The organism is Stenotrophomonas maltophilia group sp. Smal12, assembly GCF_037079935.1.
In the GTDB taxonomy this organism is placed as follows: domain Bacteria; phylum Pseudomonadota; class Gammaproteobacteria; order Xanthomonadales; family Xanthomonadaceae; genus Stenotrophomonas; species Stenotrophomonas sepilia.
Window position 1 is genome coordinate 12,818 of the sequence record NZ_JBAWUK010000024.1, and the last position, 23,430, is coordinate 36,247.

Genomic DNA, 23,430 nt, shown 5'->3' on the forward strand with positions numbered 1-23,430 from the left:
TCGACTCCAAGGTGGCCGCTGTCCTGTGACAGCGGCCTTCCTTTTTTGCGGTGTTCCGCCCGCGTTGTGGGCGCCGTGCTTGCCCGGCGCAGACCTTCCGGATGCTTCTGTAACAAATCTCACGAAAATTTGAGTTCTTGGCGAGGATTCGTTGAGTAGGATCGCTGCACCATCGTTTCACCCCGGGCACCTGCCCACCACCCAGGAGTAAGACCGATGAGCAGTTCCAACAAGACCCTGTCCCTGCTGACCGCTACCGCCCTGGCCGCCGGCCTGGGCATGACCGCCAGCGCCTCGGCGCTGAGCATGAGCGACCTCGCCCAGGGCTACCTTGTGGCCGGCCAGGCAGCCAAGGCCAGCACCGATGCCAAGGCCGCCGACACCAAGATGGCCGCTGACGCGACCAAGCACGCCGAAGGCAAGTGTGGTGCCGATGGCAAGAGCGGCGAAGGCAAGTGCGGTGCCGACAAGGGCAAGGCTGCCGGCGCAGCGGGCGCCAAGGCCAAGGCCGGCGACACGAAGTCGGCTGAAGGCAAGTGCGGCGAAGGCAAGTGCGGTGGCAAGCACTGACGTCCGCGCCAGCCTCGTCCACCCGCGGTCGCCGCTTCGTGCGGCGGCCGCCGGGTTGGGCCTGCGCCGGGCGCTGCTGCAGGACCTGCGTGACGCCCCGGAAGGCGACTTCGACTTCCTCGAATGCGCACCGGAGAACTGGATCCATGTCGGCGGCCCGGCCGGTGATGCCCTGGCTGATCTGGCGCAGCGCCATCCGCTGAGCTGCCACGGCCTGTCGCTGTCGCTGGGCGGCAGTGCACCGCTGGATACCCAGCTGCTGGAACAGGTCGGCCGGTTCCTGGAGAAGCACCGCGTGCCGCTGTACAGCGAGCACCTGAGCTACTGCAGCGACGACGGCCACCTGTACGACCTGCTGCCGATTCCCTTTACCGACGAAGCCGTGCGCCATACCGCCGCGCGCATCCGCACGGTGCAGGACCTGCTGGGCCGCCGTATCGCGGTGGAGAACGTGTCCTACTACCTGGCACCGGAACCGGCGATGGACGAGCTGGCGTTCACCAATGCGGTGCTCGCCGAAGCCGACTGCGACCTGCTGCTGGACGTCAACAACGTCTACGTCAACGCCTGCAACCACGGCTACGATGCCGATGCCTTCATCGCCGGCCTGCCTGCGCAGCGCATCGTCTGCCTGCATGTGGCCGGTCATCTGGATGAAGCCCCGGACCTGAAAATCGATACCCACGGCAGCGCGGTGATCGATCCGGTCTGGGCGCTGCTGGCACGTACCTATGCACGCATCGGCCCGCGCCCCACCCTGCTCGAACGCGATTTCAATTTCCCGCCTTATGCAGAACTGCAGGGCGAACTGCAGACCATCCGCCGCCTGCAGGCCACGCACGCCGGGATGGCACATGATTGATTCCGCCGACACCCTGCGCGCGCAGCAGCACGCGTTCACCGCACACCTGCGCGACCCGCAGGCGGTACCTGCGCCGGCCGGCCTGGATCCACGCCGGGTCGCGGTATACCGGCACCTGCTGTTCAACAACCTGCTCGGCCTGTTGAGCAACGGTTTCCCGGTCTGCGTGCGCCTGCTTGGCGAACCGGCCTGGAGCGCCCTGGTGCGCCACTACTTCGCCACGCATCGCTGCCAGACACCGCTGTTCACCGAATTGGCCGCTGAATTTGTGCAGTGGCTGCAGGCGCAGCCACAGCTGCCGCACCCGGCATTGGCCGAACTGGCGCACTACGAGTGGGTGGAAACCGCGCTGTACCAGCTGCAGGCCGAACCGCTTCCTGCGCCTGGCGATACTGATCCACTTCGGGTGCCGCTGCGGCGTTCGCCGCTGGCATGGCCGCTGCTGTACCAATGGCCGGTGCACCGTCTCGGTGCAGAGGATGCGCCGACCCAGCCCCTTCCAGAACCCACCGGCCTGCTGGTCCGCCGCGAAGCCGACGGTGAAGTGCGATTCGCCGCGCTCAGCCCGCTGGCGGTACACCTGCTGGCCAGCATCGGCGAACGGCCCGGCCTGGAAGGACAGACGTACCTGCAGCAGCTGGCCACCTCGCACGGCCTGGCCGAAGACGCACTGGCCGAGCCCGGTGCTGCACTGCTGCTGCAGTTCCTGCAGGCCGGCGTGATCGGCCCGCTCGCACCCCCGCCCTGACGCCTCTTCCACTGGAGATCCAACGATGAACCTGCCGCTCCTGGCCGCCGCGCGCGGCCGGCTGGACCGTCTCGCCCCTTGGGTGGCGCCGCTGGGCCTGCGCCTGCTGCTGGCCTGGGAATACTTCGAATCCGGCCGTGAGAAGCTGCACGGCCAGAACTGGTTCGCCGACCTGCAGGACGCCTTCCCGTTCCCGTTCAACCAACTGCCTGCTGCCCTGAACTGGCAGCTGGCCACCTGGTTCGAACTGGTTGGCGCGGCCTGCCTGCTGTTTGGTTTCGGTACCCGCTTCGCCGCCGCCAGCCTGCTGGTGCTGACCGTGGTGGCGACCTATGCGGTGCATTGGCCGATGCAATGGAATTCGCTGGGTGACCTCGCGATGGGGTATGCCATCAGCGACCAGGGCTACGGCAACTTCAAGCTGCCGGTGCTGTTCATGGCCATGCTGCTGCCGCTGATCTTCACTGGCGCCGGCAAGCTGAGCGTGGACGCCTGGTTGGCCCGGTGGCAGCTATCGGTCACGACGGCACGGCCTGCGGTGCGCTAGATGCCGGCCATGATCGGTGCGCCGTGTGCCAACCAAGGTTGGCACCGGAATCCTGAGCGTGCGGTGCCCGGTAGGTGTCGACCTTGGTCGACACACGCCCACGCAGGGAACCCATGCGCAGAAGGCTGGCCGGGCGCTCAGGGTCGCTCTGCTAGAATTCACGCATGACTGACTCCCCCTCCGCACCTGCCGCCGCTCCCGATTCCGCAGTACCCCAGGCGCAGCGCGCGATGTCACAACGCTTCCGCGGCTTCCTGCCGGTGGTGGTGGATGTGGAAACCGGTGGCTTCGACAGCCAGCGCAATGCGCTGCTGGAAATCGCTGCGGTGCCGATCGAGATGGACGAGAACGGCCTGCTCTACCCCGGCCAGACCGCCAGTGCCCACGTGGTCCCAGCCGAGGGCCTGGAAATCGATCCGAAGTCGCTGGAAGTGACCGGCATCATCCTCGACCACCCGTTCCGGCTGGCCAAGGAAGAAAAAGCGGCGTTGGACCACATCTTCACTCCGGTGCGTGCGGCGATGAAGAAGTACGGCTGCCAGCGCGCGATCCTGGTGGGCCACAACGCGCATTTCGACCTCGGCTTCGTCAACGCGGCCGTGGCCCGCACCGGCCACAAGCGCAACCCGTTCCATCCGTTCAGCGTGTTCGACACGGTCACCCTGGCCGGTATCGCCTACGGCCAGACCGTGCTGGCGCGTGCGGCCACCGCCGCCGGGCTGGGTTGGGATGCCAACGAGGCACACAGCGCGGTGTATGACACCGAGCAGACCGCGCGGCTGTTCTGCACCATCGCCAACGCCTGGCCGCGGTGAAGCGGCCAACGGCGGAGCCCCTCGTGGCGTGAAGCGAATCATCAGTTGGGCCGGGCGGGTGGACTGCGCAGGGGACGCTGCAAGTACGTCCATGTAAGCTCGGTCGCCGCATCCATGCGGCTCACGCCCCTGCGCAGCCCACCCGTCCGGCCACGGACACGTTGCTGGGTGCCACGGAAAGATCAGAAAGCAGGAGCAACAGCGGATCGCTGCGCTCGTTGGGGCTGCCGACGACCTCTGTGGTGGGTACTCCTTTGGTGGGTGCCGACCATTGGTCGGCACCGCCGGTTGGTGCGGCACTCCAGTAGATCCACGCCATGCGTGGATGCGATCAACCGATGCTCGTGCGATCGCGGCCGTCGCTCTTGGCGCGGTACAGCGCGCGGTCGGCGCGCTGGTACAGCAGTGCCGGGGTGCGGTCGTCGGCATCCAGCTCTACCAGGCCCGCGCTGAAGGTGACACGCAGGCCCGCCACGCCGCCCCAATCGGGATGATCATGGAACAGGCCACGCAGGCGCGCGCACAGCTGTGCGGCTTCCTCCAGGCGGGTGTCGTTGAGCAGCAGCGCGAACTCTTCGCCGCCGGTGCGCGCCGGCAGGTCGGAGTCGCGGCAGGCCGCTGCGATCAATGACGCCACCTGCACCAGCACGGCATCGCCGATGCTGTGGCTGTGGCGGTCGTTGACCTCCTTGAAGTGATCGATGTCGAGCACCACCAGGCACAACGGATGACCACTGCGCTGTGACCGGGCGAAGTCACGCGCCAGCGTTTCGTCGAAGGCGCGGCGATTGGCCAGGCCGGTCAGGGCATCCTCGCGGGCCTGCCGCTCGAAGGCTTCGGCCTGGCGCGCCAGGCGCTCGGCCAGTTCGGTCTTTTCCTGGTTCAGCGCCTGCAGGTGCACCGTCTTGGCCTGCAGGTCGAAGGTCGCTTCGTCCACCCGCCGTGCCAGGCGCAGATTGCTGGCCTTCAGCTGCTGCAGCAGCAGCCGGTACAGGGCCACAAGGCCAGCCAGCAGCAGCATCCCCGCCAGCACCTGCACGCTGCGGCGCTGCCACCAGAACGGCTCCACGGTGAAGCTCCACACCGCCTCCTGTTGGCCCCAGCTGCCGCCGGGATGGGCGGCCGCCACATGCAGGGTGTAGTCGCCCGGCGGCAGTCCGACGAACTCGACGCTGCGCTGCGGGCCGCGCTCGACCCAGCCGGCATCCAGCCCGTCCAGCCGCGTGCGATAGCGGATCCGGTCGGACATCAGGTAGCTCAGGCCGACATAGCTCACCGCCAACCGGCGCCCCCCGGGAACATGGTTGCGATCCGGCCCTTCCCAATGCACCGGCGCGCCATCCACCTGCACGCTCTCGATCGCGGCTGGCGGCGATGGCCGCTCGCGGAAACGCTGCAGGCGCTGCGGGTCGACCGTGCTCAGGCCGCCTGCGGTGACCACCCAGAACGTGCCGTCCTGGCGCAGGATCGCCGATGGGCTGGAGCTGCCGTTGGCCTGTGCATTGGCCATGCCGTCGATCTCGTTGTAACGCTCCACCGCCACCCGCGGCGTGCGGCCATCGGCCACGGCGTTGAGGGTGGCCATATCGGTGCGCAACACGCCGCGATTGCTGCTGATCCACACATTGCCAAGGCGATCCGGCACCAGCTGGAACACCGCATCCACCGGCATGCCCTGCTCCAGGCCGACCCGTGCCAGCCTGCCATTGCGCCAGCGGTAAAGGCCGCGATCACTGCTGATCCACATCGCGTCGCCCAGCTGGTGGAAGCCGAACACGCTGCGGCCACCGCCCAGCGGCGCCAGGTCGATCGACTGCACGTGGTCGCCGCGCAGCACGCGGATGCCTTCGATGGTGCCGATCCACAGGTTGCCCTGATGGTCATGCTCAAGCGCGGTGATCAGGCCGCCGGGCATGCCCGGCACGTTCGAGACCTGCACATGGTCGCCGTCGATGCGCACCACGCCCTTCTGCGTGCCGGCCCAGACCACGCCCTGGGAATCAACGCTGATCGCGCGGATGTTGCCACCCGGCATGCCGTCGGCTGCGGCGTAGTTGTGGCGCAGGTGGCCGTCGCGGCCGAGCCGGTAGACACCATCGCCGAAGGTTCCGACCCACAGGTCACCGTCCGGCCCCTGCGCCAGGCTCCGGACGGACGGTGCCTTGCCACCGCGGTTGTGCAGCGGCACGGCACGGAACCGGCCATCCGGCGTCTGCAGGTCCAAGCCACTGGCGCTGCCGACCCACAGCTGGCGATCTCGATCCTCGAATACCGTGCGCACGTAGTCGCCACTGAGCCCATCGCGCTCGGTGTAGCTGCTGAACAGTGTTTCGCGCAGGCGATAGAGCCCGCCGTTGGCGCCCACCCAGATGCTGCCTTCGGCATCCTCGCGCAGGCTGACCACGCGTCCGCCCGGCAGGTTCAGGCCGGCCGGCAGTCGCTCCAGGCCATGTGCGGAGATGCGCAGCAGGCCCTGGTTCTCGGTGCCCAGCCACAGGTCACCGTGCCGGTCCTGCAGCATCGAGGTCATGTGCAGCTGGCCCGGCAGGCGGTGCACCAGCACCAGCTGGTCGTCCTCCACCCGGTACAGGCGCTCACCGGCGACGATCCACAACGCGCCATCCGGCGCACGGTAGGGCCACGACAGGCCACTGCCGGCACCCAGCCCCCATGCGGCGGGGGCGCGCTTGAGCACGCCATCGTTGTCGCGCAGCACCAGCCCGTCCAGCGTACCGACCCAGACCCGGTCCTGCGCGTCGACCACCAGCCTGGTGAAGCTCATCGCCATCGGCAGGTCCGCCGCCGGCGCCTGGTAGACAATGCCGCTGTCCGGCGTCAGGTAGCCGATGCCCTTGCCTTCGTACAGCAGCCACAGCCGGCCCTGGCTGTCCATCTGCATGGACTGGATCAACACCTGCGGCGTATCGGCCTGGTGCTCCCAGACCCGCCATTGGCCATCACTGCCACGGTGGCTGACGTTGCCGCGTGAATCGCTGATCCACAGTCCGCCCTGGCGGTCGACGAACAGGGCGCCGATGCCGTTGTCGCGCAGGCCCGGGCGCGTGCTGCGGTCGAACACGGTGAAATCCAGGCCGTTGTAGCGCACCAGCCCTTCCCAGGTGGCGAACCACAGATGGCCTTCCGGTGTCTGCGCAATGTCGCGCAGCGAGTTGTGCGGCAGGCCATTGCGCGAGGTCCATACATCAATGGCGTAGTCGCGCAGCGGGGGCGCGCCTTCCTGCGCAGCCAACGGCAGCGCGAGGGCCAGCAGCAGCCACAACAGGCCCTGCCGCAGTGCCCGCCTGAATCCTGATGCGCGGCGCTCCACCCAGCGCCTCTTGTCCCCCTGCCCGCCCATCACCGCAGCGGCGGCGGCCAGGTGCGGCTGCAGGACGCGGCAGCGTGCGGGAACGGCCGGGCAGCGTGCAATGGCATGCCGGCAGGAACGGGCTGGCTCATCGGGGGGAGACTGGGGAGATGCGCAGATGATAGGCCAAACCGCGGCCCCGGCGTCACCGTCCGCAGCGCGCCGACTCAGCCGGCGCGGCCGGGCGCCACCACCTGGGCACTGGCCGGCCACTGCACCACCGCCTCCAGGCCACCTTCGGCCCGGTTGCGCAGCCACAGCCGGGCGCCGTCCTTCTCGGCCAGGGCGCGCGCGATGGTCAGGCCCAGGCCGGCCCCGCCGGTTTCGCGCGAACGCGAGGTCTCCACCCGCACGAACGGATCGAACACCGCCTCCAGCTGCTCTTCGGCCAGGCCCGGGCCGTCATCGGCCACCACCACGGTAATTGCACCGCCGCTCCGCTCAACCCGCACCCGTGCCCGCTGCGCGTACATCACCGCGTTGTCCACCAGGTTGGAGAACAGCCGGTGCATGGCCAACGGACGCAACATCAGCACCGAACCACTGCCCCCTTCGAAGACCACATCACCGCCGCCTTCGGCGGCGTCCTCAACAATGCTCTCCAGCAGCGAATCCAGGTCCAGTGCGGCGCGCTGCTCGGCACTCTCGGCGCTGCGCGCCAGTTCCAGGCCCTCGCGCACCAGCGCCTGCATCGCCGCCAGGTCGCCGATCAGGCGCTCACGCAGGGCCTCGTCGCTGACATTCTCCAGGCGCAGGCGCAGCCGCGTCAGCGGCGTCTGCAGGTCGTGGGTGATCGCCGCCAGCATCTGCGTGCGTTCGGCCAGGTGCCGCTGCAGGCGGTGCTGCATGGCGTTGAAGGCTTCGGCGGCACGCTGCACTTCGCGCGGCCCGCGCAGTGGCAACGGGTCGCGCTGCAGGTCATCGCCAAGGTCTTCTGCGGCTGCGGCCAGTTCCTGCAGCGGCGCGCTGGCCATGCGCGCGACGATATAGGCCAGCACGGCAATCGCCAGCACCAGCAGGGTCAGGAACCATGGGTCCACGGCGAGGATGCCGTTGTGCGCCACCGCCGGCGAGTCCAGTGCCAGCTTCAGCAGCGTGCCGTCGTTGAGGGTCACGTCCACTGCACGGCATCTGGGCGGGATGAACGCGGGGTCGCGTTCGCGCGGCGGCCGCCGGTGGCCCGGCGGCGGCGGCGGCAGCAGCTCCTGCAGTTTGGGAATGCAGGAGCGGAACGAAGCGAAGTGCACGTGCGCGCGCGACACCGGCCCGGGGCGGTCTTCCAGTACTTCCATCAGCGCCGTGTCGGCACGCCCCAGGCGTGCGCCCGGCTGCAGCGCGCGCACGCTCGGCCCGCCGATCGCCAGCAGGCGCTCGCGCAGCTCCGGATTGCCGTCCAGCAGGTTGACGTAGCCCTGCAGGCGGTCGGCGATGCGGTTCAGGTTCTGCCGCTCGAACTCCTGCTGGCGCTTGGAGGTGGCCAGCATGGTCGCGCCGATCGCAGCCACCGCCATGCCCAGCAGCAGGATCACGAACAACCGCCCGACCATCGAGGACAGGAAATGGCGCAGGCGCTTCATCGCGGATTATTCCAGGTTGACCGACGAGGCCAGCACGTAGCCTTCGTTGCGCACGGTCTTGATCAGTCCATCCGGGCCACCATCGTCGCCCAGCTTGTTGCGCAGGCGGCTGACCTGCAGGTCGATCGCGCGGTCCTGAGCCTCGTAGTTGCGGCCACTGCTGAGCGCGACCAGCTGCTCGCGCGACAGCACCTTGTTGGCGTGGGCGATGAACACCCGCAGCAGGCGGAACTCGGCGCCGGACAGCACCACCACGCGGCCATCCGGATCGACCAGGTGGCGATGCTCCAGGTCGAATACCCAGCGCGAGAAACGCGCGCGGCGTACCGCCAGCGGTTCCAGGTTGGCCGGCAGCGCCTCGGTCCGGCGCAGCACGTTGCGGATGCGCGCCAGCAGCTCGCGCGGCTCGAACGGCTTGGCCAGGTAGTCGTCGGCGCCCATTTCCAGGCCCAGCACGCGGTCGATCGGCTCGGCGCGCGCGGTCAGCATGATCACCGGCGTGTTCGAACGCGCACGCAGGTCACGGCACAGGGTCAGACCATCCTCGCGCGGCAGGTTGAGGTCCAGCACGATCAGGTCCACGTGCTCGCGGTCCAGCAGCTGGCGCATGGCGGTGCCATCGGCCGCAGTGCTCACCTGGTAGCCGGCGCGGCCGAGCTGCTCGGCCAGCAGCGTGCGGATGTCGTTGTCGTCGTCGACGATCAGCAGTCGATGCATCGGGTTTTCAGTCTCCATGTCGCGATCATCCCGTGTCGGCAGCTGAACCGCATCCGGGGCAATGCGTACCAGTGTATCCACCCGCGGGCGGGATACCTGTGGTTACGCCTGTTCACCGACAGTGTTACATACAGACATACCCCGAGGATTGAGCCGTCCATCGCCCGGTCTTCACAATGCCCACCAACGCCGCCTTCGCGGCCTCGAGAGTGAAGCCACGACGTGACGTTCCGCCTGCTGCCAGCGACCCGCCGGAGTCGCCTGATGCTGATCGCCCTGCTCGCCCTGATCGTCGCCGCGACCGCCTGGTGGCTGCTGCGCAAGCCCGCCGCCCCGGCGGTGGCAACCTCGCCGGTCAGCCGCGGTGACATTGAACAAACGGTGGATGCCACCGGCGTGATCGACGCCTACAAGCTGGTCAGCGTCGGCGCGCAGGCCTCGGGCCAGATCAAATCGCTGAAGGTACAGCTGGGCGACAGCGTGAAGGAAGGCGACCTGATCGCCGAGATCGATGCCACCACCCAGCAGAACCAGGTGCTCAACGCGCAGGCCTCGCTGGACCAGGTCATCGCCCAGCGCGCGGTGCAGCAAGCCACCCTGCGCCAGGCCGAACTGGAGTTCGCGCGCCAGCAGCAGATGCTGGCCGCCGAGGCCACCTCGCGCCAGGAATACGATGCCGCCGAAGCACAGCTGAAGACCGCCCGCGCCCAGCTGCAGTCCTACGAGGCGCAGATCAAGGGCCGCGAAACCGAGCTGGGCACCGCCCGCGCCAACCTGGCCTACACCCGCATCACCGCGCCGATGGACGGCACCGTGGTCGCGGTGGTGGCCGAGGAAGGCCGTACCGTGAACGCCAACCAGACCGCACCGACCATCGTCATGCTGGCGCGGCTGGACGTGGTCACCGTCAATGCCGAGATCTCCGAGGCCGACGTGGTCAAGATCAAGCCCGGCATGCCGGTGTACTTCACCACCCTGGGCGACCCGGACCGCAAGTATCACGCCACGCTGCGCCAGATCAATCCGGCGCCCGCCTCGATCGCCAACGAGAATTCGTCCAGCTCCAGCAGCTCCTCCAGCTCCAGCTCCAGCAGCGCGGTCTACTACAACGCGCTGTTTGATGTGGAAAACCCGGACGGCACGCTGCGCATCGACATGACCGCGCAGGTCTCGGTACTGCTCAAGCAGGCCAAGGGCGTGCTGATGGTGCCGGCGGTGGCACTGGGACCGAAGCGCCGTGGCGATGAGCGGATGGTGCGGGTGCTGGACGACGAGGGCCAACCGCAGCCGCGCAAGGTCACCGTGGGCATCAACAACGGCGCCTCGGCCGAGATCCTGTCCGGCTTGAAGGAAGGCGAGCGCGTGGTGGTCGGCGAAGCCGGTGCGGCCGGTGCCAGCACCGGCGGCAACCGCGGCGGCATGCAGATGCGGGTCGGTGGCCCGGGCATGGGGCGCCGATGAGCACGACGGCGCCGCTGCTGCGCCTGCGCGACCTGCGACGCGAATTCCCGGCCGGCGACGATGTGATCGCCGTACTGCGCGACGTCCATCTCGACATCCACGCCGGCGAGATGGTCGCCATCGTCGGCCAGTCCGGCTCGGGCAAGTCGACGCTGATGAACATCCTCGGCTGCCTTGACCGTCCCACTCGCGGCAGCTACCAGGTGGCCGGCCGCGAAACCGGAAAGATGGAGCCGGACGAACTGGCCGAACTGCGCCGCGAGCATTTTGGTTTCATCTTCCAGCGCTACCACCTGCTCGGCGACCTCGACGCGCGCGGCAATGTGGAAGTGCCGGCCGTTTACGCCGGCAGTCCCGGGCCGGTGCGCAACGCGCGTGCCGAGCAACTGCTGCGGCGGCTGGGGCTGGGCGACCGCATGCATCACAAGCCAGGCCAGCTTTCCGGTGGCCAGCAGCAGCGCGTGTCGATCGCACGCGCCCTGATGAACGGCGGCGAGGTGATCCTGGCCGACGAACCAACAGGCGCGCTCGATACGAAATCCGGTGAGGAAGTGATGGCGATCCTCGGCGAACTGCATGCCGAAGGCCACACCATCATCATCGTCACCCACGACATGAGCGTGGCCCAGCACGCGCAGCGCATCATCGAGATCCGCGATGGCGAGATCATTGCCGACCGCGCCAATCCGGATGCGCCGAGTTACCGCGCCCAGCGCGAAGCCAGTACCGGCGTCGCCCACGGCAACAGCTGGCGGGCGGCCCGCGACCGCTTCACCGAAGCGTTCCGCATGGCGCTGCTGGCGATGAACGCCCATCGCCTGCGCACCTTCCTGACCATGCTCGGCATCATCATCGGCATCGCCTCGGTGGTCTCGGTGGTGGCCTTGGGCAACGGCTCGCAGCAGCAGATCCTGCAGAACATCAGCGCGCTCGGCACCAATACCATCGACGTCTACCCCGGCCGCGGTTTTGGCGACATGCGCTCGGCGCGGGTGCAGACGCTCAAGGCCAGCGATGCCGATGCACTGGCAAAGCAGAGCTATGTGGACAGCGCCACCCCCAGCGTATCGACCTCGGTCACCGCGCGTTATCGCAACCAGTCGTCTACCGCCCAGGTCAGCGGCGTCGGCGAGCAGTTCTTCCGGGTCAAGGGCGTGACTCTGCTCAGTGGCAGCTTCTTCGATGCCGATGCAGTCAAGGGCTTGGGCCAGGTGGCGGTGATCGACGAGAACACCCAGACCCAGTTCTTCCCCGATGTCGACCCGGTCGGACAGGTGATCCTGCTCGGCAACGTGCCGGCACGCGTGGTCGGCGTGGCCAAGCGCCAGAGTTTCGGCTTCGGTGGCAGCACCAGCCTCAGCGTGTGGGTGCCGTACACCACGGTGATGTCGCGCATGCTCGGCCAGAGCCATGTCTCCAGCATCACCGTGCGCGTGGACGACAACACACCGATGGATGCCGCTCAGGAAGCGATCACCCGCCTGCTGACGATGCGCCACGGCACCGAGGATTTCTTCCTCAGCAACAGCGCGGAGATCCGCGACACCATCGAACAGACCACGCGCACGATGACCCTGCTGATCGGCGCCATCGCCGCCATCGCGCTGCTGGTCGGCGGCATCGGCGTGATGAACATCATGCTGGTGTCGGTGACCGAGCGCACCCGAGAGATCGGGGTGCGCATGGCCGTCGGTGCACGACAAAGTGATATCCGCCAGCAGTTCCTGATCGAAGCGGTGCTGGTGTGCCTGCTCGGTGGCGTGCTCGGCATCGGCCTGGCCCTGCTGCTGGGCTCGATGATCGGCCGCTTCGCCAGCGACTTCCAGGTGCTGTTCTCCACCGCCTCGATTGTTGCCGCCTTCGCCTGCTCGACCCTGATCGGCGTGGCGTTCGGCTTCCTGCCCGCGCGCAATGCCGCGCAGCTTGACCCGGTAGAGGCCCTGGCACGCGAATGAAGATGATGACCCGACTGCCGTTCCCTGCCCCCTCGCGCCGGCTGCTGGCGGGTGCCGTTCTGCTCGCCCTGTCTGGCTGCGCCTCTGTCGGCCGCTATCCGGTGGCCGATCCCGACGTGGCGGCCCAGTATGGGCGTGGCGATGCCACCCTCAACGCACCGGCCGGCGACCCGCGCAGCAGCCTGGACACACCGGGCCACGACGTCCGCCAGGACACCTGGTGGAGCGGCTTCGGCGACGAGCGCCTGGACCGCCTGGTGGCGCAGGCGCTGGCCGCCAACAGCGACCTGGCCGCCGCCGGCCTGGCCGTGCAGCGTTCACGCCTGCAGGCCGGCTTGGCCAGCAACGCGCTGTGGCCGCAGCCTTCGTCATCGGGCGTCAGCGCCAATGCCAGCCGCGCCACCGACCAGGCCGACGAATGGCGCCGCAGCTACTCCACCGGCGTATCGCTGGGCTGGGAGGTGGATCTGTGGGGACGCCTGCGCACCCAGCGCGACATCGCCCGCTGGGAAGCCGAAGCCAGCGAGGAAGACCGGCAGAATACCGCCCTGCTGGTGATCAGCGACACCATCACCCAGTACTGGAACCTGGCCTACCTGAACCAGTCGATCGCCACCGGCCAGGCCAACCTGGAGCGGCTGGAGCGCACCCGCGAACTGGTACAGGCCCGCTTCGACGCCGGTGCGGTATCGCGCCTGGAAGTGCGCCAGGCGCTGCAGAACCTGCAATCGCAGCGCGCCTCGCAGAGCGCGCTGGAACAGCAGCGGGTGGAGGTGCGCAACGCACTGACCGTGCTGCTGGACGGCACGCCCTGGCCCCAGCAGGACGAACCGCAGGACCTGCTGGGCGCACACAGCCCGCGCATTGTCGAGGGGCTGCCGGCCGACCTGCTCGGCCGCCGCCCCGACCTGCGTGCGGCAGAACTCCGCCTGCGCAACAGCCTGAAGACCATCAGGGTCACCGCCACCCAGTACTACCCGGCGCTGAGCCTGACCGGCAGCCTCGGTTCCAGTGCGGCCTCGCTGGGCGATGTACTGCGCAATCCGGTGGCCACGCTGGGTGCCGGCCTTTCGCTGCCATTCCTCAACCTGCAGCGCGCGCAGCTGGATACCGATATCGCCGGCACCAGCTATCAGATCGCCGCGACCAATTTCCGCAAGACGCTGTACACCGCGCTCTCGGAAGTGGACAACGCCCTGTCCGCGCGCGAGCAGCTGGCGCGCCAGGTCGCTGCCTCGCAGGCTTCGTACGAGGAAGCGGTGGAAGTGGAGCGCGCGCAGGAAGTGCGTTATCGCGTGGGTGCTACCGATCTGCGCACCTGGCTGGAAGCGCAGCAGACCCGGCGCGATGCCGAGCTGTCGCTGGCGCGCGTGCGCCAGGGCCAGCTGAACAACGACGTGACCCTGTTCAAGGCACTGGGTGGCAGCGCGGGGTAGCGGCTTCTTAGAGCCGAGCCCATGCTCGGCTGCTTTCCTGATCGGGTATGCGATAGCCGAGCGTGGGCTCGGCTCAACAGATCAACCGCGCTGGCGCACGGCCTCGAACAGGCTGACGCCGGCCGCGACGGAAACATTCAGACTCTCGATCTCGCCCGGCATCGGGATCTTGACCAGGCCATCGCAGTTCTCGCGGGTCAGGCGGCGCAGGCCATCGGCCTCGCCGCCCAGCACCAGCGCGATGTTGCCCTTCAGGTCCAGCTGGTACAGCGACACGGTGGCCTCACCGGCCAGACCGTAGATCCACACGCCCTGCTTCTGCAGGTCCTTCAGGCAGCGCGACAGGTTGGTTACCGCCACCACCGGGATGAGGTCGGCGGCGCCGGCCGAGGTCTTGCGCACGGTGGCGTTGACCGTGGCCGACTTGTCCTTGGGGATGATCACTGCAGTCGCACCGGCCGCAGCGGCCGAGCGCAGGCAGGCACCCAGATTGTGCGGGTCCTGCACCTCGTCCAGCACCAGCAGCAGCGCCTTGCCCTCGGCCGCAGTGACAAGGCCTTCCAGCTCGTTCTCGCTGTAGGTGCGGGCGGCGGCATAGCGCGCGGCCACGCCCTGGTGGCGCACCGAGCCCCCCACACCGTCCAGCGCCTGGCTGTTCACCTTGCGCACGTCGATGCCCTTGCGGCGGGCGTTTTCCTCGATCTCGGTCAGGCGCGGGTTCTTCGCTCCGGCCTCGACCAGCACTTCGCGGACGTTCTCGGCGTCGTTCTCGATGGAGGAGGCGACGGCGTTGACGCCGACGATCCACTGGCTGTTCTTGCTCATGCGGGCGGGGACCGGAAAGGGGGTGGCTATGGTAGAGCATCGGCGGCGGCCGCGCTTCAAGGCCGCCGAGCATGGGCTCGGCTCTACACAAACCTCACCGGCTGCGCGGTGGCCAGTGCGGCGTGTCGTGGTCGGGGTGCTGGTGGGACACGATCGTGGCCAGGAAGTCCAGGGCCGCGATGTCCTGCTCGGTACGCCGTACCGGCAGGCTGGCCAGGCTGTCGACGAAGGGCAGCTTGCGTTCGACCCCGTACTGGATCGTCGGTGGCAGGCGTTCGGGTTCGTCGAACGCGCCGGCAGCCACCGCCACGCCATCGGGCGCTTCGTAGGTCAATGGCGTGCCGCAGTCGGCGCAGAAGCCACGCCGCACCACGTTGGACGACTGGAAATAGCGCGGCTGGCCACGGGTCCAGCTGAACTGCACACCGCGTACCGACACCAGCGGCGCGTAGTAGGCGCCGAAGGCCTTCTGGCACATGCGGCAGTGGCAGATCGAGCTGTCGGTCAGCGCGCCACGCACGTGGAAGCGGATCGCGCCGCACTGGCAGCCGCCGCTGTATTCGGGTTGGCCTTGCATTGCTGCTTTCCTCCGGAAGATTGTGTCGACCAAGGTCGACACCTACCTGACGAGCGGTGCGTGCCAACCAACGGTTGGCACCTACCGGGTGAGGTGGGTGCCGACCGTTGGTCGGCACGCCTTTCAATATTGCTTCTTGGTCCGCTTGGCCGGCTTGCCCCGCTCAGGCAGCGGCGGCAGGCCATCACCCTCGTCCTCACCCTTGTGTTCCACCAGGCGGAAGTCGATCTTGCGTTCTTCCATGCTGGCCTTCAGCACCAGGATGCGCACGCTGTCACCCAGCCGGTAGCTGCCGCCGCGGCGCTCGCCGGTCAGCGTCTTGCGGGTCGCGTCGAACTTGTAATAGTCCTGCGGCAGCTGGGTCACGTGGACCAAGCCCTGCACCTTCGACTCGTCCAGTTCCACGAACAGGCCGAAGCTGGTCACGCCGCTGATCACGCCGTCGAACTGGCCGCCCACGTGCTTTTCCATCCACGCCGCGCGGTAACGCTCGTCGACCTCGCGCTCGGCCTCATCGGCACGGCGCTCACGCTCGGAACACTGCAGCGCCAGCGCGGCCATCTCGCGGGCATTGTAGGTGAACTTGTCCAGCGGCTTGCCGGACAGCGCATGCTTGATCGCGCGGTGCACCAGCAGGTCGGGATAGCGACGGATCGGCGACGTGAAGTGCGCGTAGGCCTCCAGCGCCAGGCCGAAGTGGCCGTGGTTCTCCGGGCTGTAGATCGCCAGGCTCTGGCTGCGCAGCAACACCGACTCCAGCAGCGTCGCATCGGGGCGGTCGCGGATCTTCTTCAGCAGCTTGGTGTAGTCACCCGGGCGCACCTTCGACCACGGTGGCAGGCTCAGCTTGAACTCCTTGAGGAATTCCAGCAGGTCGGCGTACTTGGTTTCCGGCGGCTTCTCGTGGATGCGGTACGGGGCCGGCACATGGCGCGACAGCAGGTACTTCGCCGCCTCCACATTGGCCGCGATCATGCATTCCTCGATCAGCTTGTGCGCGTCGTTGCGCACCAGCATGCCGGCCTGGGTGACTTCACCACGGTTGTCCAGCACGAAGCGTACCTCGCTGCTTTCGAACTCGATGGCACCGCGCTTGGCACGTGCCTTTGACAGCACCTTGTACAGCTGGTGCAGGCGCTGCACCTGCGGCAGCAGGTCACCCATCCAGGCCTTGGTATCGGCATCGTCCTCGCCCACCGCCTTCCACACCTGGGTGTAGGTCAGGCGCGCGTGCGAATTCATCACGGCCTCGTAGAAGCGCGAATGCGTGACCAGGCCGTCACGATCGATCTGCATGTCGCAGACGAAGCACATGCGGTCGACCTTGGGCATCAGCGAGCAGATGCCGTTGGACAGGGTCTCCGGCAGCATCGGCACCACGAAGCCGGGGAAGTAGACCGAAGTCGCACGCTTCTGCGCTTCCTCGTCCAGCGGCGTGCCGGGGCGGACGTAGTTCGAAACATCGGCAATGGCCACCACCAGGCGGAAACCGTCGGCATTCGGCTCGCAGTACACCGCGTCGTCGAAGTCCTTGGCATCCTCGCCGTCAATGGTGACCAGCGGCGTGCTGCGCAGGTCGACACGGTCGCCGATCATTGCCGGCTCGACCACCATCGGCACCGAGGCGGCTTCGTCCAGCACCTCCTGCGGGAACTCGAACGGCAGCTCGTGGCCGTGGATGGCGGTCTCCACCACCAGCGATGCGGTCAGCTTGTCGCCCAGCACGGCGATGATGCGGCCGATCGGCGGGCGGCGGCTGTCCGGGGCCTGGGTCAGTTCGCAGACCACCAGCTGGCCATCACGCGCGCCCCCGGTCTGGTCCGGCGGTACCTGCACGTTGCGCTGCACGCGCTTGTCGTCAGGTACCACGTAATTGATCCCCATCTCGACGCTGAAGCGGCCGATCAGGCGGGTCATGCCGCGTTCGAGCACGCGCGCAATGCTGCCTTCGCGACGGCCACGGTGGTCGATGCCGGTCACGCGGGCCAGCACCTTGTCGCCGTGCATGACCTTGCGCATTTCATACGGCGGCAGGAACAGGTCGTCGCCGCCCTCGACCGGGCGCAGGAAGCCGAACCCCTCCGGGTTGGCGATCACCACGCCGGTGACCAGGTTCAGGGTCTGGATCGGGGCGAAGCCGCCGCGGCGGTTCTGCACCAGTTGGCCATCACGGACCATGGCACCAAGCCGGCGCGACAGCGCCTCGGCCCGATCCGGTGCGGTCAGGCCCAGGCGTGCCCCCAGTTCCTCGGCGGTCTGCGGCCCTTCGCAACGCTCCAGCAGGGCCAGGATGGCCTCGCGGCTGGCGATGGGCTGTTCGTATTTCTCTGCTTCGCGGGCGGCATAGGGATCGTCGATCACCTTGCCGGTCGGCGGCAGCTTGCGGCCCGGGGCCGGGCCGGGTGCTGCCGCATCAGCGGTGCGGACCTTGCGGCCGCGTGGCGGCGCACCGCCTTCATTCAATTCGGGGAACCAGCCCGGCAACGGCTTGCCCGGCTTGGTGGTGCGGGCTGCGCCCGCCTTCGGGCCCTTCTTCGGGCCTTGGCTGCGGGACTTGCTCCCGCCCTTGCTTGGTTTTTTGGTAGTCATCGCCCTACATGGTAGCCGTTGACGGCGTGCAGAACGGGTCAGCGCCCGCCTTGGAGGCGTTGGATGAAATAATTTCAGGAAGTCGTTGACAGCTCCCGGATTCATCTTCACAATTGCGCCTCTGGAACGCCCAGGTGGCGGAATTGGTAGACGCACTAGTTTCAGGTACTAGCGGGTAAAACCGTGGAGGTTCGAGTCCTCTCCTGGGCACCAACGAAAAAACTCCTCGCTTCGGCGGGGATTTTTTTTGCCTGCGATCCGGTAGCGGGGTCGGATCCCTTTCCGAAGGAAAGGGCTCTGACCCCAAGCGAGTGAGATGGGGTCGTAGCCCATCTCGCAGGCGAAACCGGATCCACCCCCAGGCCCACAAAAATTGTTGACACCCCCGTAACAACACCCCATAATCTCGCTCCTCGACGCCCAGGTGGCGGAATTGGTAGACGCACTAGTTTCAGGTACTAGCGGGTAAAACCGTGGAGGTTCGAGTCCTCTCCTGGGCACCACGTCGAGAATGAGAAAGACCCGCGAAAGCGGGTTTTTTCATGCCCGGATTTGGCATCAGAACAACGGCCGCAGCACCAGCTCCAGGCCGAGCAGCAGCAGGAAACCCAGAAAGCAGGCGCGGAACAGCCGCGCACTGATGCGCTGCCGGATCACCTGCCCCAGCCACATGCCCAGCAGTGCCGGCACCACCGCCAGTGCACTCAAGCCCAGCTGCTGGATGCCGAACGCACCGTGCAGCACCAGGCCCGTGGTCAGTGCAATCGTCGATACGGTGAACGCCAGCCCGAGCGCCTGCACCAGTTCTTCGCGCTGCAACCCCAGTGATTGCAGGTACGGCACCGCCGGCATCACGAACACGCCGGTGGCGCCGGTCACTACGCCGGACAGCGCGCCCACCAGCGGCCCCAGCCAGCGCTCGCGCCGCTGCGGCACGCGGAACACCGGCGCAAGCAACGCATAGGCGGCATAGACCATCAGGGCCACGCCCAGCGCAACGCGCGACCCGCTGCGATCGACCCGTACCAGCCACGCTGCCGAACCTAGGGTCACCACCACCACGGCCAGCATCATCGGCCACAGGCGCCGCACGATGTGGCCCAGTGACGGCCCGGACAGCAGCTGCCACGCATTGGTGACGAAGGTCGGGATGAACAGCATCGACGCCGCCGCCACCGGCGACAGCGCGCCACCGAGCAGGCCCATCGCCACCGTCGGCAGCCCCATGCCCGTCACGCCCTTGACCACGCCGGCCAGCACGAACACCACCACCAGCAGCCCATAGAAGTACATCGATTCATTCATGCCTTCATTGGATCGGGCCGTCGCCCGGCGCACAATGCGGTCTTCCCGGCCCTGCCTTCGGCTGATCCGAAGGCTCAGCCGTTGCGACGAGGGCATCACATGCGGATGGACATCGCCGACCTGCGCCTGTTCCTGGCAATCGCCGAGGCGGGCAGCATCACTGCCGGCGCAACGCAGGCGAACCTGGCCCTGGGTTCGGCCAGCGAGCGGCTGCGCACGATCGAAGCCGATGCCGGCACCCCGCTGCTGAACCGGCATCCACGTGGCGTCAGCCTGACTGAAGCCGGCGCCGCCCTCGCCCACCATGCACGCCTGATCCTGCAACAGCAGGCGCAGCTGCGCGGCGAACTGCAGGCATTCGCGCAGGGGGCGCGCGGCACCCTGCATCTGTATGCCAACACCGCAGCACTGACCAGCTACCTGCCCTCGCGGCTCGCACCGTGGTTGGCCGAACGCCCCCGCCTGCACGTCGAACTGCTGGAACGCACCAGCCCCGAAGTCGTGCGTGCAATCAGCGCTGGCCAGGCCGAGGCCGGCATCATCAGTGATGCGGTCGACGCCACCGGCCTGCAGCAGCATGTGGTGGCCGAAGATCCGCTGGTGATGCTGCTGCCTGCCGATCACCGGTTTGCATCACTGCGCAGCGTGACCTTCGCCGATGCCGCCGGCGAGACCTTCGTTGCCCTGGCCGATGGCAATGCACTGCAGACCTACATCGAAGACCAGGCGCGCGACATCGGTCGCCGACTGGACGTGCGCATCCGCATGAAGACCTTCGAGGGCGTCTGCATCATGGTCGGCCACGGCATCGGTGTCGGCATCGTGCCGCGGAGCATCGCGCGCCAGCATCGACGCAGTACGCATACCGTTGCGGTGCCGCTTGCCGATGCGTGGGCACAACGCCGCCTGTGCGCCTGTTTCGTCGGGTGGGCGCAGCTGTCACCGGCGATGCGCAGCCTGCTGCACCACCTGGGCGTGCAAGCGCAGAAAAAAGTGTGAAATGTTGTTGACACACTCTCTGCCGTGCCGCACAATTCTTCTCCTGAGTCGCCCAGGTGGCGGAATTGGTAGACGCACTAGTTTCAGGTACTAGCGGGTAAAACCGTGGAGGTTCGAGTCCTCTCCTGGGCACCACGACTCAAGATGATCAAACCCGCGAAAGCGGGTTTTTTCGTTTCTGGGATTCGGGAACCCACACGACCCCGGGATCCATCCACGCATGGCGTGGATCTACCAAAAGAAAAACCCCGCCTTGCGGCGGGGTTTTCTGCGTTTCAACGCCAATGGTCGATCAATGCCCACCGCCCGCGGACGCCGCACCCGCGCCTGCGCCGAACGGCGGCTTGGCCAGCCACAGGAAGGTGATGATCGCCAGGAAGATCCAACCCAGCAGGAAGAAGATGTCGTTGAAGCCCATCTGCGATGCCTGGTGGTTGATCATGTTGTTCAGTACCGCCGCGCCATGTTGCAGGTCGCCCTGCCCCATTGCAGTGACCTGCTCCTGCATGCCCGGCTGATAGGCCGAGATGTGCTCGGTCAGGTCGGCATGGTGCACCTGGGTACGCCGCGCCCACAGCCACGTCGTCAGCGAGGCCGCGAAGCTGCCGCCCAGCGTGCGCAGGAACGTCGCCAGGCCGGAACCCGCCGCGATCTCGCGCCCATCCAGGTCCGACAGCAGGATCTGCAGCACCGGCATGAAGAACAGCGCCACGCCAATGCCCATGATCAGCTGCACGCCGGCCACGTGCATGTAGTCCACCTGCAGGTTGAAGTTCGAGCGCAGGAAGCTGGTCATCGACAGCACGATGAAGGCCACGGTGGCCAGCATCCGCATGTCGAAGCGCGACGCATACTTGCCCACGAACGGCGTCATGATCACCGGCAGGATGCCGATCGGTGCGGTCGCCAGGCCTGCCCAGATCGCGGTATAGCCCATGTCACGCTGCAGCCACTGCGGAATCAGCAGCGCCACGCTGAAGAACGCCGCGTAGGCCACCACCATTGCCAGCGTGCCGGCACGGAAGTTGCGGTGCCGGAACAGCTTCAGGTCGACGATCGGATCCTTGTCGGTCAGTTCCCAGATCAGGAACACCGTCAGCGTCACCACCGCCACGCAGGCCAGCACCACGATCTTCATCGACGAGAACCAGTCCTCGTCGTTGCCCAGGTCGAGCACCAGCTGCAGCGCGCCGACACCAATCACCAGCGTGATCAGGCCGACGTAGTCCATCTTCGGCTTCTCGATCTGCTCCGGGCGTCCCTTCAGCTGGCTGCCCACCACCAGCGCGGCGAAGATGCCCAGTGGCACGTTGATCAGGAAGATCCATTCCCAGCTGTAGTTGTCGGTGATCCAGCCACCGAGGATCGGGCCGCAGATCGGCGCCACCACCGTGATCATCGCCAGCAGTGCCAATGCCTGCCCGCGCTTCTCACGTGGATAGATCGAGACCAGCAGCGACTGCGTGATCGGGTACATCGGGCCGGCCACGAAGCCCTGCAGCGCACGCGACACCACCAGCATGCCCATGCTCTGCGCAAGGCCGCACAGCAGCGAGGTGATGACGAAGGCCAGGGTCGCCCAGACGAACAGTTTGCGTTCGCCGAAGCGGCGGCTGAGCCAGCCGGTCAGCGGCAGCGCGATGGCCGTGCTGACCGCGAACGAAGTGATGACCCAGGTCGCCTGCTGCGAACTGGCACCGAGGTTACCGGCGATGGTCGGCAGCGAGACGTTGGCGATGGTGGTGTCGAGCACCTGCATGAACGACGCCATCGCCAGGCCTACGGTGCACAGGGCGACGCTGGGCGGCAGGAACCCGGAGGCCGCAGCCGGCGCCGCCGGTGCGCCCGGAGCGCCGGGCGCGGCTGGAGCTTGTGCGGACATGGCGACCTCAGCCCACCTTCGCCTGCTGCTGCGGCAGGTTGCCCTGGATGATCGTGTGGATCACCTCGTCGGCATCATGCAGCTGCTTGGCATACACGTCGGTGTCGAACACCGTACCCTTGGCCGGGGTGCTCGGCAGCACTTCGCCCTTCTGGTCGCGCAGGCTCACTTCGGCCTTCATCGACAGGCCGATGCGCAGCGGGTGCTCGGCCAGCTGCTTGGCATCGATGGCGATGCGCACCGGTACGCGCTGCACGATCTTGATCCAGTTGCCGCTGGCGTTCTGTGCCGGCAGCAGCGAGAACGCCGAGCCGGTGCCCAGGCCCAGGCTCTGGATGCGCCCCTTGTACTTCACGTCGCCGGCGTACAGGTCCGACTTCAGCTCCACTTCCTGGCCCAGGCGCATGTGGCGCAGCTGGGTTTCCTTGAAGTTGGCCTCGACCCACATCTGCTCGGTCGGCACCACGGCCATCAGGGCATTGCCCGGCTGCACGCGCTGGCCGACCTGCACCGAACGACGGGCGACGTAGCCGGAGACCGGTGCAACGATGCCGGCGCGGGCGTTGTTGAGGAAGGCCTGGCGCAGCTGCGCAGCGGCGGCCTGCACATCCGGCTGGGTGGCGATCACGGTGTCGTCGACCAGCGCGCGGTTGCGCTCGACGGTCTCGCGCGAACCGGCCACGGCCGCTTCGGCCGCGGCCAGCTCGTCGCGGGCGTGGGCCAGTTCTTCGTTGGAGATGGCGCCGGTGGCGGCCAGGTCCTTGCGGCGGGCGTAGTCTTCGCGCACGCGCTTCAGGGTCACCTGGCGGGCGTTCAGGTCCGCCTGCGCGCCTTCTACGCTGCGGTACAGGCCGCGGGTCTGGCGCACGGTCTTGGCCAGGTTGGCTTCGGCCTGCTGCAGCGCCACTGCGGTGTCGGACGGGTCCAGCTGCACCAGCAGCTGGCCGCGCTCCACGCGCATGCCGTCATCGGCATTGATGGCGACCACGGTGCCGGCCACCAGCGGGGTGATCTGCACCTGGTTGCCCTGCACGTAGGCATCGTCGGTCTCTTCGAACCAACGGCCGAACATGAAGTACCACAGCGCCAAAGCGGCAAGCAGCAGCACGACGATCACGAACAGGCCGCGCAGCAGGTGGCCGCGGCGGTTGGGGGCGGCCGGGGCCGCGGTGTCTTGGGTCTGGCTCATGTCGGAGAT

At 67.5% G+C, this 23,430-nt stretch carries 18 protein-coding genes and 3 tRNA genes; 12 read left to right on the forward strand and 9 right to left on the reverse strand.

What is annotated here, in order from left to right; translation table 11 throughout:
• The first annotated feature begins 216 nt into the window (after nucleotides 1–216).
• The 5 genes from WDC87_RS11970 to rnt all read left to right on the forward strand — a co-directional run bounded on the left by WDC87_RS11970 (nucleotide 217) and on the right by rnt (nucleotide 3,542).
• The gene (locus tag WDC87_RS11970) at nucleotides 217–570 is read left to right on the forward strand and encodes a hypothetical protein (protein WP_069137970.1); all 354 of its coding nucleotides are present in this window, start codon (nucleotides 217–219) and stop codon (nucleotides 568–570) included.
• Nucleotides 557–1,432, forward strand: a complete 876-nt coding sequence (locus WDC87_RS11975; protein WP_252744661.1) for a DUF692 domain-containing protein — start codon at nucleotides 557–559, stop codon at nucleotides 1,430–1,432. Before WDC87_RS11970 ends, WDC87_RS11975 begins: the two co-directional genes overlap by 14 nt.
• On the forward strand, nucleotides 1,425–2,180 hold the full coding sequence (locus tag WDC87_RS11980; protein WP_072166782.1) for a putative DNA-binding domain-containing protein: 756 nt from the start codon (nucleotides 1,425–1,427) through the stop codon (nucleotides 2,178–2,180). The genes WDC87_RS11975 and WDC87_RS11980 overlap by 8 nt, the downstream gene beginning before the upstream one ends.
• Before the next feature lie 25 nt (nucleotides 2,181–2,205).
• On the forward strand, nucleotides 2,206–2,727 hold the full coding sequence (locus WDC87_RS11985; protein WP_072166783.1) for a DoxX family protein: 522 nt from the start codon (nucleotides 2,206–2,208) through the stop codon (nucleotides 2,725–2,727).
• A 230-nt stretch (nucleotides 2,728–2,957) separates the two neighbouring features.
• Complete coding sequence (rnt, locus tag WDC87_RS11990; protein ID WP_005408782.1) at nucleotides 2,958–3,542, forward strand: ribonuclease T; 585 nt, start codon at nucleotides 2,958–2,960, stop codon at nucleotides 3,540–3,542.
• A gap of 331 nt (nucleotides 3,543–3,873) precedes the next feature.
• On the opposite strand, the gene WDC87_RS11995 is transcribed toward rnt, so the two are convergent.
• From WDC87_RS11995 to WDC87_RS12005, 3 genes are all read right to left on the reverse strand, one after another.
• Nucleotides 3,874–6,900 carry a ligand-binding sensor domain-containing diguanylate cyclase gene (locus tag WDC87_RS11995; RefSeq protein WP_252744662.1) on the reverse strand — a complete coding sequence of 1,009 codons (3,027 nt, stop codon included), beginning with the start codon at nucleotides 6,898–6,900 and terminating at the stop codon, nucleotides 3,874–3,876.
• 176 nt (nucleotides 6,901–7,076) lie between these two features.
• Complete coding sequence (locus tag WDC87_RS12000; protein WP_072166784.1) at nucleotides 7,077–8,486, reverse strand: ATP-binding protein; 1,410 nt, start codon at nucleotides 8,484–8,486, stop codon at nucleotides 7,077–7,079.
• Nucleotides 8,487–8,492: 6 nt separating this feature from the next.
• Entirely contained in the window at nucleotides 8,493–9,221 is a 729-nt protein-coding gene (locus WDC87_RS12005) for a response regulator (protein WP_005415886.1), read from the reverse strand.
• Nucleotides 9,222–9,425: 204 nt separating this feature from the next.
• Here WDC87_RS12005 and WDC87_RS12010 point away from each other — a divergent pair, with 204 nt between their 5' ends.
• From WDC87_RS12010 to WDC87_RS12020, 3 genes are read left to right on the forward strand one after another with little or no spacing between them, the layout of a single operon-like run.
• Nucleotides 9,426–10,664, forward strand: a complete 1,239-nt coding sequence (locus tag WDC87_RS12010; protein WP_252744663.1) for an efflux RND transporter periplasmic adaptor subunit — start codon at nucleotides 9,426–9,428, stop codon at nucleotides 10,662–10,664.
• Nucleotides 10,661–12,619 carry a MacB family efflux pump subunit gene (locus WDC87_RS12015; protein ID WP_088497686.1) on the forward strand — a complete coding sequence of 653 codons (1,959 nt, stop codon included), beginning with the start codon at nucleotides 10,661–10,663 and terminating at the stop codon, nucleotides 12,617–12,619. Before WDC87_RS12010 ends, WDC87_RS12015 begins: the two co-directional genes overlap by 4 nt.
• Complete coding sequence (locus WDC87_RS12020; RefSeq protein ID WP_072166787.1) at nucleotides 12,616–14,055, forward strand: TolC family protein; 1,440 nt, start codon at nucleotides 12,616–12,618, stop codon at nucleotides 14,053–14,055. Before WDC87_RS12015 ends, WDC87_RS12020 begins: the two co-directional genes overlap by 4 nt.
• 81 nt (nucleotides 14,056–14,136) lie before the next feature.
• On the opposite strand, the gene rlmB is transcribed toward WDC87_RS12020, so the two are convergent.
• The 3 genes from rlmB to rnr form a co-directional block, all read right to left on the reverse strand.
• A complete protein-coding gene (gene rlmB, locus WDC87_RS12025; RefSeq protein WP_252744664.1) occupies nucleotides 14,137–14,880 on the reverse strand; it encodes a 23S rRNA (guanosine(2251)-2'-O)-methyltransferase RlmB in 744 nt (247 codons plus the stop codon).
• Nucleotides 14,881–14,974: 94 nt separating this feature from the next.
• Nucleotides 14,975–15,457 carry a GFA family protein gene (locus tag WDC87_RS12030; protein WP_111176176.1) on the reverse strand — a complete coding sequence of 161 codons (483 nt, stop codon included), beginning with the start codon at nucleotides 15,455–15,457 and terminating at the stop codon, nucleotides 14,975–14,977.
• Nucleotides 15,458–15,580: 123 nt separating this feature from the next.
• Nucleotides 15,581–18,046: a ribonuclease R gene (gene rnr / locus WDC87_RS12035; RefSeq protein WP_252744665.1), complete on the reverse strand. Its 2,466-nt coding sequence runs from the start codon at nucleotides 18,044–18,046 to the stop codon at nucleotides 15,581–15,583.
• Nucleotides 18,047–18,174: 128 nt separating this feature from the next.
• Here rnr and WDC87_RS12040 point away from each other — a divergent pair.
• Both WDC87_RS12040 and WDC87_RS12045 read left to right on the forward strand, forming a co-directional pair.
• Nucleotides 18,175–18,259 (forward strand) — tRNA-Leu (locus WDC87_RS12040).
• Nucleotides 18,260–18,464: 205 nt separating this feature from the next.
• A tRNA-Leu gene (locus tag WDC87_RS12045) sits at nucleotides 18,465–18,549 on the forward strand.
• 55 nt (nucleotides 18,550–18,604) lie between these two features.
• Here WDC87_RS12045 and WDC87_RS12050 read toward each other — a convergent pair.
• A complete protein-coding gene (locus tag WDC87_RS12050) occupies nucleotides 18,605–19,351 on the reverse strand; it encodes a sulfite exporter TauE/SafE family protein (protein ID WP_072166791.1) in 747 nt (248 codons plus the stop codon).
• A 99-nt stretch (nucleotides 19,352–19,450) separates the two neighbouring features.
• On the opposite strand from WDC87_RS12050, the gene WDC87_RS12055 reads away from it, so the two are divergent.
• Complete coding sequence (locus tag WDC87_RS12055) at nucleotides 19,451–20,350, forward strand: LysR family transcriptional regulator (protein WP_252744666.1); 900 nt, start codon at nucleotides 19,451–19,453, stop codon at nucleotides 20,348–20,350.
• Nucleotides 20,351–20,400: 50 nt separating this feature from the next.
• Nucleotides 20,401–20,485 (forward strand) — tRNA-Leu (locus tag WDC87_RS12060).
• Nucleotides 20,486–20,642: 157 nt separating this feature from the next.
• Here the strand turns inward: WDC87_RS12060 and emrB are convergent.
• Together emrB and emrA are read right to left on the reverse strand one after the other, a co-directional pair.
• Nucleotides 20,643–22,232, reverse strand: coding sequence for a multidrug efflux MFS transporter permease subunit EmrB (emrB, locus tag WDC87_RS12065; protein ID WP_188241135.1), 1,590 nt, complete (start codon nucleotides 22,230–22,232; stop codon nucleotides 20,643–20,645).
• A 7-nt stretch (nucleotides 22,233–22,239) separates the two neighbouring features.
• Nucleotides 22,240–23,421 (reverse strand): multidrug efflux MFS transporter periplasmic adaptor subunit EmrA, encoded by a 1,182-nt coding sequence (emrA, locus tag WDC87_RS12070; protein WP_061480663.1) that lies wholly within the window; start codon nucleotides 23,419–23,421, stop codon nucleotides 22,240–22,242.
• Nucleotides 23,422–23,430 lie beyond the last annotated feature (9 nt).

Bases quoted from the DNA above. Each gene is read 5' to 3' on its own strand.
- WDC87_RS11970 (WP_069137970.1), top strand. From the start codon at position 217: ATGAGCAGTTCCAACAAGACCCTGTCCCTGCTGACCGCTACCGCCCTG.
- WDC87_RS11980 (WP_072166782.1), top strand. From the start codon at position 1,425: ATGATTGATTCCGCCGACACCCTGCGCGCGCAGCAGCACGCGTTCACC.
- WDC87_RS11985 (WP_072166783.1), top strand. From the start codon at position 2,206: ATGAACCTGCCGCTCCTGGCCGCCGCGCGCGGCCGGCTGGACCGTCTC.
- rnt (WP_005408782.1), top strand. From the start codon at position 2,958: ATGTCACAACGCTTCCGCGGCTTCCTGCCGGTGGTGGTGGATGTGGAA.
- WDC87_RS11995 (WP_252744662.1), bottom strand. From the start codon at position 6,900: ATGGGCGGGCAGGGGGACAAGAGGCGCTGGGTGGAGCGCCGCGCATCA.
- WDC87_RS12000 (WP_072166784.1), bottom strand. From the start codon at position 8,486: ATGAAGCGCCTGCGCCATTTCCTGTCCTCGATGGTCGGGCGGTTGTTC.
- WDC87_RS12005 (WP_005415886.1), bottom strand. From the start codon at position 9,221: ATGGAGACTGAAAACCCGATGCATCGACTGCTGATCGTCGACGACGAC.
- WDC87_RS12015 (WP_088497686.1), top strand. From the start codon at position 10,661: ATGAGCACGACGGCGCCGCTGCTGCGCCTGCGCGACCTGCGACGCGAA.
- WDC87_RS12020 (WP_072166787.1), top strand. From the start codon at position 12,616: ATGAAGATGATGACCCGACTGCCGTTCCCTGCCCCCTCGCGCCGGCTG.
- rlmB (WP_252744664.1), bottom strand. From the start codon at position 14,880: ATGAGCAAGAACAGCCAGTGGATCGTCGGCGTCAACGCCGTCGCCTCC.
- WDC87_RS12030 (WP_111176176.1), bottom strand. From the start codon at position 15,457: ATGCAAGGCCAACCCGAATACAGCGGCGGCTGCCAGTGCGGCGCGATC.
- rnr (WP_252744665.1), bottom strand. From the start codon at position 18,046: ATGACTACCAAAAAACCAAGCAAGGGCGGGAGCAAGTCCCGCAGCCAA.
- WDC87_RS12050 (WP_072166791.1), bottom strand. From the start codon at position 19,351: ATGAATGAATCGATGTACTTCTATGGGCTGCTGGTGGTGGTGTTCGTG.
- WDC87_RS12055 (WP_252744666.1), top strand. From the start codon at position 19,451: ATGCGGATGGACATCGCCGACCTGCGCCTGTTCCTGGCAATCGCCGAG.
- emrB (WP_188241135.1), bottom strand. From the start codon at position 22,232: ATGTCCGCACAAGCTCCAGCCGCGCCCGGCGCTCCGGGCGCACCGGCG.
- emrA (WP_061480663.1), bottom strand. From the start codon at position 23,421: ATGAGCCAGACCCAAGACACCGCGGCCCCGGCCGCCCCCAACCGCCGC.